A 13,538-nucleotide genomic window follows, 5' to 3' on the forward strand; every position below is an offset into this window, starting at 1 on the left:
CGTTCCGCGGACGCGGGACGCAGGTAATGGGCCAGCGCGCTAGTGTAGCGGTTCAGTGGGGTGGAATCTGCAACGGTGGGCTGTCCTGACGCCGCAGGGCTCAGTCCAGGCCGCGGATGTCCTTGCCGTCGAAGTCCGGCAATCTCCAGCGGAAGGTCATGGCCAGCACGCGGAACAGGAAGCCGCAGCCCAGGGCGAGCAGCGTGGCAATCGCGGTATTGACGTGCAGCCAGAGCAGCGCCACGTAGAACACCCCGGTGAACAGCGCCACGGTGGCGTACAGCTCGCGCTGCAGCACCATCGGCACCTGGTTGCACAGCACGTCGCGCAGCAGCCCGCCGAAGATGCCGGTGATCACCCCGGCCAGCACCACGATGGATGGATGCGCGCCAACGCCCATCGCCACGTCGCAGCCGATCACCGTGAAGGCCACCAGGCCGAGGCCGTCCACCAGCAGGAACACCATGCGCAGGTGGTGCAGGTGGCGGGCGATGAAGCCGGTGACGATGGCCGCGCCGATGGTGAACGTGAGGTATTCCGGATGCGCGATCCAGCCGACCGGGTAGTGCCCGAGCAGCACGTCGCGCGCGGTGCCGCCACCCAGCGCCGTCACGGTGCCGAGCAGGCAGATGCCGAACAGGTCCATGCCGCGGCGCATGCCCATGATGGCACCGGACATGGCTTCGGCCGTGATCGCGATCAGGTAGATGGTGTGCAGCAATTCCACGGCAGGTCTCCGGACGGGCCGCTGCAACGCGGCGTGTGGCTGTATCCCGCGACCCCCTGGGGCAGGGGCCTGAAAGGGTGCGCGATTATGGGGCAGCGCTGGCTTTAATTGATATGGCTAAGTATTTTTAGGCCATCCAAATATTTTCTTAATGAAGTGCTACGATGAACCTCGATCCGAAGCAGACCGAAGCCTTTCGCTGCGTCATTCGCACCGGCAGCTTCGAGCAGGCCGCCTTGCGCCTGCACCTGACGCCGCCAGCGATTTCGCAGCGGGTCCGTGCCCTGGAAAGCGCCCTCGGTAGCGCCCTGGTGGTGCGCAGCCGCCCGTGCCGGCCGACCGAAACCGGGCAACGTCTGCTGCAGTACCTCAAGCGCGCCACGTTGCTGGAGGCCGACCTGCTCGCCGAACTGGCCGAGCGCAGCGATGCGCCGTTGGTGGTGGTCGCGGCGCTGAATGCCGACAGCCTGGGCACCTGGTTCTTTCCTGCGCTGGCCGAGGTGCTGATCCGCGAGCGGGTGCTGCTGGACCTGACCGTGGAGGACCAGGACCACACCTACAGCCTGCTGGAGACGGGGCTGGCGATCGGTTGCATCAGTACCGAGCCGAAGCCGATGCGTGGCTGCACGGCCAGCCCGCTGGGCAGCATGCGCTATCGCCTGGTGGCCTCGGCCGGTTTTCGCCAGCAGCACTTCGCCAATGGCCTGACCCGCAATGCCGCGCGCAAGGCGCCGGTGGTCGCCTATACGCGCAAGGACACCCTGCAGTCGTCCTTCCTGCTGCGCCGCCTGGGCCTGCCCGAAGGCGCCTATCCCTGCCACTACGTGCCCGGTGCCGAGCCGCACTTCAGTGCGATCCGCTATGGGCTGGGCTACGGCATGGTGCCCGAGCTGCTGCTGCACGATGCCTTGCGTCAGGGCGAGGTGGTCGACCTGGCGCCGGACGAACCGTTGGACATCGCGCTGTACTGGCACACCTGGAAGGTGCAGTCGCCGCGCATGGAGCATCTTTCGCGACAGATCGTCGAGGCGGCGCCGAAGATTCTCGGCAGGCCGTAGGTTGGGTTGAGCGCAGCGAAGCCCAACGCAACGATGCATCAGGCGACGCATCCGTCACCGCGTTGCCTTTCCGCAGCAGGAAGCCGGCATACCCGGCCTTGCCCTGCACGCTCTTGTTATGCACGTTGCTCTTCGCCGCAATGCGGCTCAACCCAAGCTACCAGCGTCTGGCCTGCAGCTTGGAACCGATCCATGCGGCCGCTTCGGCTACACGGTCTGCCCGTCATCGGCGGTTGCCGTTATCATGGTCGCCTTTTTCAGAAGCCGTGCGCCGCCATGACCACTCACTATCCGACCATTGCCGATTGCATAGGCAACACGCCGCTGGTTCGCCTGCAGCGGATGCCGGGGAAGACCAGCAATACCATCCTGCTCAAGCTCGAGGGCAACAACCCGGCCGGTTCGGTCAAGGATCGCCCGGCGCTGTCGATGATCAATCGCGCCGAACTGCGTGGCGACATCCAGCCGGGCGACACGCTGATCGAGGCCACTTCCGGCAACACCGGCATCGCCCTGGCGATGGCGGCAGCGATCAAGGGCTACCGGATGATCCTGATCATGCCGGACAACTCCAGCGCCGAGCGCAAGTCGGCGATGACCGCCTACGGTGCCGAGCTGATTCTGGTGAGCAAGGAAGACGGCATGGAAGGTGCCCGCGACCTGGCGCTGAAGATGCAGGCCGAGGGCCGCGGCAAGGTGCTCGACCAGTTCGCCAACGGCGACAACCCCGAGGCCCACTACAGCAGCACCGGCCCGGAAATCTGGCGGCAGACCCAGGGCAGCATCACCCACTTCGTCAGTTCCATGGGCACCACCGGCACCATCATGGGCGTGTCGCGCTACCTCAAGGAGCAGAACCCGAAGATCCAGATCGTTGGTCTGCAGCCGATGGAAGGCTCGGCGATCCCGGGTATCCGCCGCTGGCCGCAGGAGTACCTGCCGAAGATCTACCAGGCCGAACGGGTCGATCGCATCGTCGACATGTCCCAGGCCGAGGCGGAGCAGACCATGCGCCGCCTGGCCCGCGAGGAAGGCATCTTCTGCGGCGTGTCCTCCGGCGGGGCCGTGGCGGCTGCGTTGCGCTTGTCGCAGGAGCTGGAAAATGCCGTGATCGTCGCGATCATCTGCGACCGCGGCGACCGTTATCTCTCCACCGGCGTGTATGACGCGCCCAACTGAGCAGGCCAGGCGCCGGACCGGCAGCGGCCCGGCCGTGGCATGCCTCGCGCATTGCGCATTCGGAATTCTGCAGGTCCCAAGCGATGGCCAAACGTAGCGGCGCTTTGCGCTTCCAACCCGCCGGCGGCGAGCGCAAGGCGCAGGTGCCGGTGGGCAAGAAACAGCGGCTGGGCATCGAGCGGCTGGCACACGATGGCCGCGGCATCGCCTTCCTCGACGGGCGTACCTGGTTCGTCGCCGGCGCGCTGCCGGGCGAGGAGGTCGAGGCGCGGGTGCTGGCGGCCCGCAGCCAGATCGTCGAGGCGCGCTGCGAGCGCGTGTTCGCCGGCAGCGCGCAGCGCCGCGTCGAGCCTTGCCCCCATGCCCGCCAGTGCGGCGGCTGCAATCTGCAGCATGCCGGTGCCGACGATCAACTGGCATTGAAGCAACGCACCCTGAACGAGCAGTTGGCCCGCTTCGCCGGCTTGCAACCGGAAGCCTGGGCCGCGCCATTGACCGGCCCGGAACTGGGCTATCGCCGCCGCGCCCGGCTGGCCGTGCGCTGGGACGCGAAGGCCCTGCACCTGGATATCGGCTTCCGCGCCGCCGCCAGCCAGCAGATCGTTTCCATCGAGCAGTGCCCCGTTCTGGTACAGCCTTTGCAATCGCTGTTGCCGGGCCTGTTGGCGACGTTGCGTGGGTTGGACAAGCCGCAGGCCATCGGCCACGTGGAAGTGTTCAGCGGTACGACCGAAGCGCTGCTGGTGCGGCATACCGTGGCCTTGCCCGACAGCGATCTGGCGCGTCTACTGGCCTTCGCCCACGAGTATCGGGCACAGCTATGGCTACAGGGCGAGGGCGAGCCGCAGGCGGTGGAGCCGGCGCCGTTCCTGGGCTATCGCCTCGCCCGGTGGCAGCTGGAGCTGGCCTGGCAGCCCGGCGATTTCGTCCAGGTCAACGCGCCGGTGAACGAGGCGATGGTGGCGCAGGCCCTGGAGTGGCTGGCGCCGGCGCAAGGCGAGCGGGTGCTGGACCTGTTCTGCGGGCTGGGCAATTTCAGCCTGCCGCTGGCGCGTCAGGGCGCTCAGGTGGTCGGCGTGGAAGGTGTCGAGGCGATGGTCGAGCGGGCCCGTGAAAATGCACGACGCAACGGCTTGGCGCACGCGCACTTTTATCGGGCCGACTTGTCGAAGCCGCTGGCCGGCGCACCCTGGGCGCGCGGCGGTTTCGCCGCGGTGCTGCTCGATCCGCCGCGCGATGGCGCGCTGCAGATCGTTCGACAAATGTCGATGCTCGACGCCCGGCGGGTGGTCTATGTTTCATGCAATCCGGCGACCCTGGCACGCGATGCGGCCGAACTGGTCGCGCAGGGCTACCGGCTGAAGCGCGCCGGTGTGCTCGACATGTTCCCGCAGACCGCGCATGTCGAGGCGATGGCATTGTTCGAACGGGGCTAGACCCTGGCGTCGGCGCCTCGAGGTTTCGTTTTTTGACAGGCAATCGGCCTGTGGTTCAACCGACCGGCACGCAGAAATGCCGGCGTCAGGCGCAGTAGCTGCGCAGAAGGGAAGGTTTTAGATGGTACAGGTCAGAGCACTTCAGCCGATCAACACCGACGGCAGTATCAACCTGGAAGGCTGGCTCGATCATGTGCTGGGCATGGACCCGGCACTCGACCGTGCAGCGTTGAAAGATGCCTGCGAATTCGCCCGCGAAGCGGAGCAGCAGGCCAATGCGGCGCAGAATCTCTGGAGCGAAGGAACCTCCAGCTATCACATCGGGCTCGAGATCGCCGAAATCCTCGCCGACCTCAAGCTCGACCAGGACAGCCTGGTGGCGGCGCTCATCTACCGCGGCGTACGCGAAGGCAAGATCAAGCTGGCCGATGTGCACCAGCGCTTCGGCCCGGTGGTGGCCAAGCTGATCGAGGGCGTGTTGCGCATGGCGGCGATCAGCGCCAGCCTCAACCCCCGCGAATCCCTGGTGCTCGGCTCCCAGGCGCAGGTGGAGAACCTGCGCAAGATGCTGGTGGCGATGGTCGACGACGTGCGCGTGGCGCTGATCAAGCTGGCCGAGCGCACCTGCGCGATCCGCGCGGTGAAGAACGCCGACGACGAGAAACGCCAGCGCGTAGCCCGCGAGGTGTTCGACATCTACGCACCGCTGGCCCACCGGCTGGGCATCGGCCATATCAAGTGGGAGCTGGAGGACCTGTCGTTCCGCTACCTCGAGCCCGAGCAGTACAAGCAGATCGCCCAGCTGCTGCACGAGCGCCGGCTCGACCGCGAGCAGTACATCACCAACGTCGTCCAGCAGCTCAAGGACGAACTGGCCGCCACCGGCATCCAGGCCGACATCGACGGGCGCGCCAAGCACATCTATTCCATCTGGCGGAAGATGCAGAAGAAGGGCCTGCAATTCAGCCAGATCTACGACGTTCGCGCCGTGCGCGTGCTGGTGCCGGAAGTGCGCGACTGCTACACCGCGCTGGGTATCGTGCATACGCTGTGGCGGCACATTCCCAAGGAGTTCGACGATTACATCGCCAACCCCAAGGAGAACGGCTACCGCTCGCTGCACACCGCGGTGATCGGTCCCGAGGGCAAGGTGCTGGAGGTGCAGATCCGCACCCACGCCATGCACGAGGAGGCCGAGCTGGGTGTCTGTGCGCATTGGCGCTACAAGGGCACCGACGTCAACTCCGGCTCCGACCATTACGAGGAGAAGATCGCCTGGCTGCGCCAAGTGCTCGAATGGCACGAGGAACTCGGCGACATCGGCGGCCTGGCCGACCAGCTGCGCGTCGACATCGAGCCTGACCGCGTCTACGTGTTCACCCCGGACGGCCATGCCATCGACCTGCCCAAGGGCGCCACACCGCTGGACTTCGCCTACCGCGTGCACACCGAGATCGGCCACAACTGCCGCGGCGCCAAGGTCAACGGCCGCATCGTGCCGCTCAACTACAGCCTGCAGACAGGCGAGCAGGTGGAGATCATCACCAGCAAGCACGGCTCGCCGAGCCGCGACTGGCTGAACCCCAACCTGGGCTACATCACCACGTCACGCTCGCGGGCGAAGATCGTTCACTGGTTCAAGCTGCAGGCACGCGACCAGAACGTCGCCGCCGGCAAGGCGCTGCTGGAACGCGAGCTGGGCCGCCTGGACCTGCCGCCGGTGGACTTCGACAAGCTGGCCGAGAAGGCCAACCTGAAGAACGCCGAGGACATGTTCGCCGCCCTTGGCGCCGGCGACCTGCGCCTGGCGCACCTGGTCAACATGGCCCAGCAGCTGGTCGAGCCGGAGCGTGGCTACGACCAGCTGGAGCTGATCCCGCGGCGTTCCGCGCCGCACAAGCCGGGCAAGCGCGGCGACGTGCAGATCCAGGGCGTCGGCAACCTGCTGACGCAGATGGCCGGCTGCTGCCAGCCGCTGCCGGGCGACCCGATCGTCGGCTACATCACCCAGGGCCGCGGCGTCAGCATCCACCGCCAGGACTGCCCGTCGGTGCTGCAGCTGGCCGGTCGCGAGCCGGAGCGGATCATCCAGGTCAGCTGGGGCCCGGTGCCGGAGAAGACCTACCCGGTGGAAATCAGCATCCGTGCCTACGACCGCGCCGGCCTGCTGCGCGACATCTCGCAGATGCTGCTCAACGAGCGCATCAACGTGCTGTCGATGAACACCCGCTCGAACAAGGAAGACAGCACCGCGCAGATGATGCTGACCATCGAGATTCCCGGGTTGAACGCCCTGGGTCGCCTGCTCAGCCGCATTTCGCAGCTGCCCAATATCATCGAGGCCAAGCGCCAACGGGCTACGTAAGGCGCAAGGCCGGCGGTGTTGCCGGTCGCGTCAGGGTGGATGGGTGAAGCGTCAGCTACGCGCCCCGATCCATCCTACAATCGCCTGACATCCGTAGGGTGGATGTCGCTTTTTACATCCACCGGAATGCCGCTGCGATAGCCCGGCTTGAGGAATCCCATGTACCAACTCAACGACCTGCTGCACCTGATGGCCCGGCTGCGCGATCCGCAGCACGGCTGCCCCTGGGACCTGCAGCAGGACTATGCCAGTATCGTCCCGCACACGCTGGAGGAGGCCTACGAGGTGGCCGATGCCATCGAAAGTGGCGACTTCGAGCATCTGCCCGGCGAGCTGGGCGATCTGCTGTTCCAGGTCGTCTACTACAGCCAGCTGGCCCGGGAGGAGGGGCGCTTCGAGTTCGCCACGGTGGTCGATGCCATCACCCGCAAGCTGATCCGCCGCCACCCGCACGTGTTTCCCGATGGCGACCTGTACGGCTCGCCCGAACTGCCGCGCCTCGACGAGGCGGCGATCAAGCGGCGCTGGGAGGAGATCAAGGCCGAGGAGCGCGCCGAGAAAGCCGCCGCGCCCGAGCAGTTGTCGCTGCTCGATGATGTGCCCAGTGCACTGCCGGCGCTCAGTCGCGCGGCCAAGCTGCAGAAGCGCGCCGCCCAGGTCGGCTTCGACTGGCCCGAGGCGCTGCCGGTGGTGGACAAGGTGCGTGAGGAGCTGGACGAAGTGCTGGTGGCCATGAGCGAGAGCGATCCCGAGGCCATCGCCGAGGAGCTCGGCGACCTGCTGTTCGTGGTGGTCAATCTGGCGCGCCACCTCAGGGTCGACCCGGAAAACGCCCTGCGTGCGGCCAACGGCAAGTTCGAGCGGCGCTTCCGTTTCATCGAGCAGGCCTTGCGGGAAGCGGGGCGCCCCATCGAAGATTGCGACCTGCAAGAGCTGGATGCGCTGTGGGAGGAAGCCAAGAAGCAGCTGGAAGCTGGAAGCTGAAGGCTGGAAGCCAAAGCAGCGAGTTGCGGCGGTATGCTGTGCCGCTTCAAGCCCCGTAGGGTGGATGTCGCTTTTCACATCCACCACAATCCCGCTCGGTGGATCGATGAAGCGCGATCCACCCTACGCCCAATTCGAATTCACGACGAGACGAGCCGAAACATGAGTCTTTCCCTCCGTGACCAGTTGCTCAAAGCCGGGCTGGTCAACGAAAAGCAGGCCAAGCAGGCCGTCAAGCAGAAGCAGAAGCAGCAGCGCCTGGAGAAGAAGGGCCAGGTCGAGAAAGACGATTCGCAGCGCGAAGCCGCGCTGCAGGCGCAGGCCGAGAAGGTCGCCCGCGATCAGGAGCTGAACCGCCAGCAGCAGCAAAAGGCCGAGCAGAAGGCCCGTGCAGCGCAGATCAAGCAGCTGATCGAGACCAGTCGCCTGCCGAAGCTGACCACCGAGGACTACTACAATTTCGTCGACGACAAGAAGGTCAAGCGCCTGTCGGTCAACAAGCTGATGCGCGACAAGCTGGCCAGTGGCTCGCTGGCCATCGTCCGTCATGGCGGCAGCTACGAGGTGATCCCGCGCGAGGCCGCGCTGAAGATTCAGGAACGCGATCCGAAACGCGTGGTGCAGCTCAATACCCGCGTGCAAGAGCCGGATGCCGACGATCCGTACGCCGCCTACCAGGTGCCCGACGACCTGATGTGGTAAGCCGGCCCCACCCACCGAGCGTCATTCCGGCGACAGCCGACGGAAGGCCGGATAGAAAGCGTGCCGTTCGCCCTCTATTGCAGACCTGCCCGCAACCGTGGGCGATGCTGTGGAGGGCGATGTATGAGCATCCTGTCGATTCGATTCAGCCAGGCGCAAAGCGGATACTGGCGCGCCGGCGGCGTGCCGGGCGACCCGGAGGAGCCGGGCGTACCGGACCTGCCCAGCGAGCCGGGCGAACCCACCGTGCCGGACCAGCCGCCACCTGCGCCGGTCGCCTGATCTTCAGTCGCTGGCTTCGGCGAAGCCGGCGGCGCGCTGCAGCAGGTCGATGACGGCCTCGTCGCTGGTCTGCTCGAAATTGGCGTAGTGCAGCCCGACGCCGATGAACGGCTCGGGCATCGCCAGGCAGATCAGTTCGTCCACCTCCTCGCGCAGGGCTTCGATGACGTCCCGCGGCCCTACCGGAACCGCCAGGACCAGATGCCTGGCACCGGCGCGGGCGAGGCCCTTGAGCGCGGCACGGGCGGTGGCGCCGGTGGCGATGCCGTCGTCCACCACGATCACGCAACGCTCCGCCACCTTGGGCGCTGGTCGATTGCCGCAATACTGCCGGCGGCGGCGCTCCAGCTCCACCAGTTGGCGCTGCATTTCCTCGTCGAACCAGCTCTCCGGCGGATTGAGCTGGCGCAGCAGACCCTGATTGACGACCCACTGCGGTTCGGCGCCGTCGACCACTGCACCCAGCGCCAGCTCTTCGTTGCCGGGGGCGCCGATCTTGCGCACCAGCACCAGGTCCAGCTGGGCCTTCAGCTGCCGGGCGACCTCGAATGCCACCGGCACGCCGCCGCGCGGCAGGGCGAGCACCAGCGGGTGCTCGTCCGCCAGCGGCAGCAGGGCCTCGGCCAGTTCCTGGCCGGCGTGCTGGCGGTCCCTGAACAGATGGGTTTGCTGAGCGAACATGGACATGGCTCACTCTCCGAACGGGTAGGTATCCGGAACGATGCTGTCGTCGATCCGCCGTGGACCGATGGGGGTGACCGCACGGGTCTGCTCCAGCCAGATCAGCGCATCGAACTGCTCTGCCAGTATGGCGCGGAAATAGTGGCTCTGCCGCTCGGTCAAAGGCCGGTAGATCACCCCGATGGCGCGCTCGAGCCGGGGGATCGCGAGCGCCTGGCGCAGTTCCTGGTGGCCGTTGCGCCAGTCGGTCAGCGAGACCGGGTGGCCGGCGCGCAGGAACAGCTGTTCCCAGCTGTCCGGGCGCGACGGCAGCACCTGCTTGACCTGCATCGGCTCGTCCCAGTTGTCCGCCGCCGCCACCTCGCCGCGATCGGTCGCCATGCCGAGCAGCACCGCGTCGTGGCCGAAGGCCGTACGGCAGAGCTCGCCGATGTTGAATTCGCCGCCCCAGCCCATCGAGGTCGCCGCGGCATTGCCGATGTGCGAGTTGTGCGCCCAGACCACGGCCTTGGCGTCGGGGCCGCGGTGCTCGAGCAGGGCGCGCAGGGTGTCGAACATATGCCGATCGCGCAGGTTCCAGGATTCGCTGGAGCCCCGGTACATGGCGCGGTAGTAGTGTTCCGCGGCAAGCACCACGCGGGCATTGCGTTCGGCGTCGAAGAAGCGCTCGCCGTCCCGCTGGATGTAATCCAGGCGCTGTTCGAGCAATGCCTGCAACTGCTCGAGCACGGCGTTTTCGCAGGACGGCTGGCCGAGCATGACGTTGCGCCCGTAGACCGCCGGGTCTTCCTGCCAGGGGCTCAGGCAACCGTAACGCAGCCGCGCGCTGGCTGCCGCCTGCGGGTCGGTGCGGTCGAGATAGGCCAGTACCTCGCCGATCGAGTTGCCCAGGCTGTAGACGTCGAGCCCGCGGAATTCCACGCGTTGCCCGGGGGGCAGGCGGTCGTTGTGATCGTGCAGCCAGCGGGTGAAATCGGCGACCTCGCGGTTGCGCCACATCCAGGTGGGGAAGCGCTTGAAGGCGTCCTCGACCCAGGCCGGAGGCTGCCGCTGGCGTGCATAGCGATCGATCTGCGCGGCATCCGGCCAGTCCGCCTCGGCGGCGACGATGGAAAAGCCGTGGCGCTCGATCAGGCGCCGGGTAATCGCCGCGCGGGCCCGATAGAACTCCGAGGTGCCATGGCTGGCTTCGCCGATCAGCACCACCCGCGCATCGGCGAAGCGCTCGAAAGGGTCGGCGAAATGCGGATCGTCCGGATCGGGAAGGGGCTCGGCATGCTGGCGCAGCAGGGCCACCAGCTGCTCTTCGGCGAGCGCGCAAGAGCGATGCAGACGCGATGCGGTCATGATCTCGGCTCCTGTCGAAGGGGGTTTACGGAGGACCGGGTGGCGCGGAGGGCGTTCCTTGGTCTACGACTAAAGGCATGAGCATTTTCTTTCGGGCCGAACTGCCGGCGCCGCCGGGGTCTAAAAAATACAACAGCCGTTGTCGGGTGCTATTTGCACACGCTTCGGTAAAACCAAGACGAGGGGCACTGTCATGACAACCTGGATCATCGCCTACAACAAAGACGGCAACACTGCGACGCTGAAGATCGATTCCGCACACCAGCCGGATATCGACGAGGCGGTCGAACTGGTGACCCGCAAGGCCGAGGAGCTCTATGCCGACCAGGAGATCGAGCACGAGCACGATCCCGACCTGGAGAACACGCCGGCGACACGCCTGGCCGAGCGCTACGGCATCACCATCACCGGGATTTCCCAGGCCTGAGCGGCCAGACGTTGCCATCACCGACCAGATAGATCCGCCAGCCGTGCCCGGCGGCGATGTCCATCGCCCCGGTGAAACCGCCGAAGGCCGGTAGCAGGCTGAGCCGCTCGCCGATGCAGCAGCACGGCAGGCGCAGGCTCTGCCGGCCGCGGCTTCGCAGGCGGAAGGCGGGATGCAGGTGGCCGGCGAGGACGTGGTGCGTCGGGTGCGGCGCGGCGGTCGTGCTGCAGCGCGAAGGGGCCCAGCAACAGGGGCTCGTCGACGACCGCGATGCCTAACGCGGCGGGTGGGTCACCGGCGCGGCGGTCGTGGTTGCGCACCAGGGTGACGGCCAGCTGCGCGTGCCGTGCGCGCCATTCGGCCAGCCGCGCCAGGGTTGCCAGGCGCGGGCGGCGAGTCAGCTTTCGGCCAGCTCGGCCGTTTCCATGGGGGCTGGCTTGCTCATGTGCCACCGTCCCGAGGCGCGCCGCTCGTGTAGGCGCGAGCTTGCTCGCGATCGGTGGAGCCCGGGCGGGTCGCGATCGCCGGCAAGCCGGCTCCTACGGGAAGGCGGTGGTGGGGCGTCATCCCAGCAGCGCTTTCAGGGTCTGCAGGGTGTCGGCTTCGTCCACCGGCTTGTCGTGGCGCCAGCGCAGCATGCGCGGGAAGCGTACGGCAATGCCGCTCTTGTGCCGGCTGCTGGCGGCGATACCTTCGAAGCCGAGCTCGAAGACCAGCGTCGGCGTCACGCTGCGCACCGGGCCGAACTTCTCCACGGTGGTCTTGCGCACGATGGCATCGACCCGGCGCATCTCCTCGTCGGTCAGCCCGGAATAGGCCTTGGCGAAGGGCACCAGTCTGCGCTCGGGGTCGCCGGGCTCGCCATCCCAGACGGCGAAGGTGAAATCGGTATAGAGGCTGGCGCGGCGGCCGTGGCCGCGCTGGGCGTAGATCAGCACGGCGTCCACCGAGAAGGGATCGATCTTCCATTTCCACCAGACGCCGACGTCCTTGGTCCGCCCGACGCCGTATTGCGAGGCGCGGGCCTTGAGCATCATGCCCTCGACGCCGAGCGCACGGGAGCGCTCGCGCAGGCGCGCGAGGCTTTTCCAGTCCTCGCCCTCGATCAGTGGCGAGGCCATCAGCGTCGGATGATCGCACTGGTGCAGCACGGCTTCGAGCTGGCGGCGGCGCTGCCGGTGCGGGCGCTGGCGCCAGTCCTCGCCCTGCCATTCCACGAGGTCGTAGGCCAGCACCGCCACCGGCGCCTCGGCGAGCACCTTGCCGGTGAGGTTCTTGCGGCCGATGCGCTGCTGCAACAGGGCGAACGGCTGCACGCCGAAAGCCGCGGCCGGTTCCGGCTCGTTCTGGGCGTCATCCGGCAAGAGCAGGGCGGGAGGCTCCTCGGCGGCCTTCCATACCACGATCTCGCCATCGAGCACCGTGCCGTCCGGCAGGCAGCCGGCCAGCGCGCAGAGTTCGGGGAAGCGGTCGCTGACCAGTTCCTCGCCGCGCGACCAGATCCAGATCTGCCCTTCGCGCTTGACCAGCTGCGCGCGGATGCCATCCCACTTCCACTCGATGTGCCAGTCGCTCGGCGGGCCGAGCACTTCGTCGAAGCGTTCGAGCGGCGCCTGCAGCGGATGGGCGAGGAAGAACGGATAGGGCTGCCCACCGCGCTGGGCGTGCTCGGCGTCCGATTCGGCGGCGATCAGCGCGCGATAGCCCTCGGCGCTGGGGCGATGGGACAGATCGGTGTAGCCGACCAGGCGCTGCGCCACCCGCTTCGGATCGATTTCGGCCAGCGAGGCCAGCGCGCGGGTGACCAGCAGCTTCGATACGCCGACGCGGAAGGCCCCGGTGATCAGCTTGATGCAGACCATCAGGCTGCGCCGGTCCAGTTGCGCCCAGAGCGGCGGGAGCCGCGCGCCCAGCTCCTCCGGTGGCAGGCCGCGCAGCGGCAGCAGTTTGTCCTGCATCCAGACGGCCAGCCCTTCGTCCGAGCTGTGTCCGGCTTCGGGCACCACCAGCGAGATCGTCTCGGCCAGGTCGCCGACCGCCTGGTAGCTTTCCTCGAACAGCCATTCCGGCAGCCCGGCCGCGCGCATCGCCGTCTCGCGCAGCAGGCGCGTCGGCACCAGTTGGCGTGGCCGGCCGCCGGCGAGGAAGTACACCGCCCAGGCGGCGTCTTCGGCGGGCGCCTCACGGAAATAGTCGCGCATCGCCGCGAGCTTGGCGTTGCTCGAGGTGGTGGCGTCGAGGCGGCTGTACAGCGTGGCGAAGGCTTTCATGTTGCGACCTTTTTGTAGGAGCCCGGGGGGACGCCGAGTCCTTGCTGGCGATCAACGGGGGATCGATCGCGAGCAAGCTC

Annotated in this window: 12 protein-coding genes and 1 pseudogene; 8 read left to right on the forward strand and 5 right to left on the reverse strand. The window is 67.2% G+C overall.

Annotation, left to right across the window (positions count from 1 at the left end):
• Positions 1–100 precede the first annotated feature (100 nt).
• Entirely contained in the window at positions 101–727 is a 627-nt protein-coding gene (locus CXK94_RS05035) for a trimeric intracellular cation channel family protein (RefSeq protein WP_037041829.1), read from the reverse strand.
• A gap of 164 nt (positions 728–891) precedes the next feature.
• Here CXK94_RS05035 and CXK94_RS05040 point away from each other — a divergent pair, with 164 nt between their 5' ends.
• The 7 genes from CXK94_RS05040 (at position 892) to CXK94_RS22385 (ending at position 8,733) form a co-directional block, all read left to right on the forward strand.
• Complete coding sequence (locus CXK94_RS05040) at positions 892–1,785, forward strand: HTH-type transcriptional regulator ArgP (RefSeq protein ID WP_102893518.1); 894 nt, start codon at positions 892–894, stop codon at positions 1,783–1,785.
• Positions 1,786–2,061: 276 nt separating this feature from the next.
• Positions 2,062–2,964, forward strand: coding sequence for a cysteine synthase CysM (gene cysM, locus CXK94_RS05045; RefSeq protein ID WP_037041830.1), 903 nt, complete (start codon positions 2,062–2,064; stop codon positions 2,962–2,964).
• A gap of 83 nt (positions 2,965–3,047) precedes the next feature.
• On the forward strand, positions 3,048–4,400 hold the full coding sequence (rlmD, locus tag CXK94_RS05050; protein WP_102893519.1) for a 23S rRNA (uracil(1939)-C(5))-methyltransferase RlmD: 1,353 nt from the start codon (positions 3,048–3,050) through the stop codon (positions 4,398–4,400).
• A gap of 121 nt (positions 4,401–4,521) precedes the next feature.
• On the forward strand, positions 4,522–6,765 hold the full coding sequence (gene relA, locus CXK94_RS05055; protein WP_102893520.1) for a GTP diphosphokinase: 2,244 nt from the start codon (positions 4,522–4,524) through the stop codon (positions 6,763–6,765).
• A 159-nt stretch (positions 6,766–6,924) separates the two neighbouring features.
• Positions 6,925–7,749 (forward strand): nucleoside triphosphate pyrophosphohydrolase, encoded by an 825-nt coding sequence (gene mazG, locus CXK94_RS05060; protein WP_037044428.1) that lies wholly within the window; start codon positions 6,925–6,927, stop codon positions 7,747–7,749.
• A gap of 162 nt (positions 7,750–7,911) precedes the next feature.
• Positions 7,912–8,451 (forward strand): DUF2058 domain-containing protein, encoded by a 540-nt coding sequence (locus tag CXK94_RS05065; RefSeq protein WP_037044430.1) that lies wholly within the window; start codon positions 7,912–7,914, stop codon positions 8,449–8,451.
• A gap of 123 nt (positions 8,452–8,574) precedes the next feature.
• Positions 8,575–8,733: a hypothetical protein gene (locus CXK94_RS22385; protein WP_164838481.1), complete on the forward strand. Its 159-nt coding sequence runs from the start codon at positions 8,575–8,577 to the stop codon at positions 8,731–8,733.
• Between the two features lie 3 nt (positions 8,734–8,736).
• Here the strand turns inward: CXK94_RS22385 and CXK94_RS05070 are convergent, their stop codons facing one another.
• Both CXK94_RS05070 and CXK94_RS05075 read right to left on the reverse strand, forming a co-directional pair.
• Entirely contained in the window at positions 8,737–9,420 is a 684-nt protein-coding gene (locus CXK94_RS05070; protein WP_037044432.1) for a phosphoribosyltransferase, read from the reverse strand.
• A gap of 3 nt (positions 9,421–9,423) precedes the next feature.
• Positions 9,424–10,761 (reverse strand): erythromycin esterase family protein, encoded by a 1,338-nt coding sequence (locus CXK94_RS05075; RefSeq protein ID WP_102893521.1) that lies wholly within the window; start codon positions 10,759–10,761, stop codon positions 9,424–9,426.
• Between the two features lie 193 nt (positions 10,762–10,954).
• On the opposite strand from CXK94_RS05075, the gene CXK94_RS05080 reads away from it, so the two are divergent.
• Positions 10,955–11,188 (forward strand): hypothetical protein, encoded by a 234-nt coding sequence (locus CXK94_RS05080; protein ID WP_037044446.1) that lies wholly within the window; start codon positions 10,955–10,957, stop codon positions 11,186–11,188.
• Here CXK94_RS05080 and CXK94_RS22590 read toward each other — a convergent pair.
• Both CXK94_RS22590 and CXK94_RS05090 read right to left on the reverse strand, forming a co-directional pair.
• A pseudogene (locus tag CXK94_RS22590) lies at positions 11,166–11,568 on the reverse strand (ligase-associated DNA damage response endonuclease PdeM); the annotation flags it as partial. The gene CXK94_RS05080 and the pseudogene CXK94_RS22590 overlap by 23 nt on opposite strands.
• A gap of 183 nt (positions 11,569–11,751) precedes the next feature.
• A complete protein-coding gene (locus tag CXK94_RS05090; RefSeq protein ID WP_037044449.1) occupies positions 11,752–13,458 on the reverse strand; it encodes an ATP-dependent DNA ligase in 1,707 nt (568 codons plus the stop codon).
• Positions 13,459–13,538: the final 80 nt, after the last annotated feature.

Origin of the sequence: Stutzerimonas stutzeri (assembly GCF_002890915.1) — a bacterium.
GTDB classification, from domain to species: domain Bacteria; phylum Pseudomonadota; class Gammaproteobacteria; order Pseudomonadales; family Pseudomonadaceae; genus Stutzerimonas; species Stutzerimonas stutzeri_AF.

Coding starts and splice junctions, on each gene's coding strand:
- CXK94_RS05040 (WP_102893518.1), top strand. CDS start 892: ATGAACCTCGATCCGAAGCAGACCGAAGCCTTTCGCTGCGTCATTCGC.
- cysM (WP_037041830.1), top strand. CDS start 2,062: ATGACCACTCACTATCCGACCATTGCCGATTGCATAGGCAACACGCCG.
- rlmD (WP_102893519.1), top strand. CDS start 3,048: ATGGCCAAACGTAGCGGCGCTTTGCGCTTCCAACCCGCCGGCGGCGAG.
- relA (WP_102893520.1), top strand. CDS start 4,522: ATGGTACAGGTCAGAGCACTTCAGCCGATCAACACCGACGGCAGTATC.
- mazG (WP_037044428.1), top strand. CDS start 6,925: ATGTACCAACTCAACGACCTGCTGCACCTGATGGCCCGGCTGCGCGAT.
- CXK94_RS05065 (WP_037044430.1), top strand. CDS start 7,912: ATGAGTCTTTCCCTCCGTGACCAGTTGCTCAAAGCCGGGCTGGTCAAC.
- CXK94_RS22385 (WP_164838481.1), top strand. CDS start 8,575: ATGAGCATCCTGTCGATTCGATTCAGCCAGGCGCAAAGCGGATACTGG.
- CXK94_RS05070 (WP_037044432.1), bottom strand. CDS start 9,420: ATGTCCATGTTCGCTCAGCAAACCCATCTGTTCAGGGACCGCCAGCAC.
- CXK94_RS05075 (WP_102893521.1), bottom strand. CDS start 10,761: ATGACCGCATCGCGTCTGCATCGCTCTTGCGCGCTCGCCGAAGAGCAG.
- CXK94_RS05080 (WP_037044446.1), top strand. CDS start 10,955: ATGACAACCTGGATCATCGCCTACAACAAAGACGGCAACACTGCGACG.
- CXK94_RS05090 (WP_037044449.1), bottom strand. CDS start 13,458: ATGAAAGCCTTCGCCACGCTGTACAGCCGCCTCGACGCCACCACCTCG.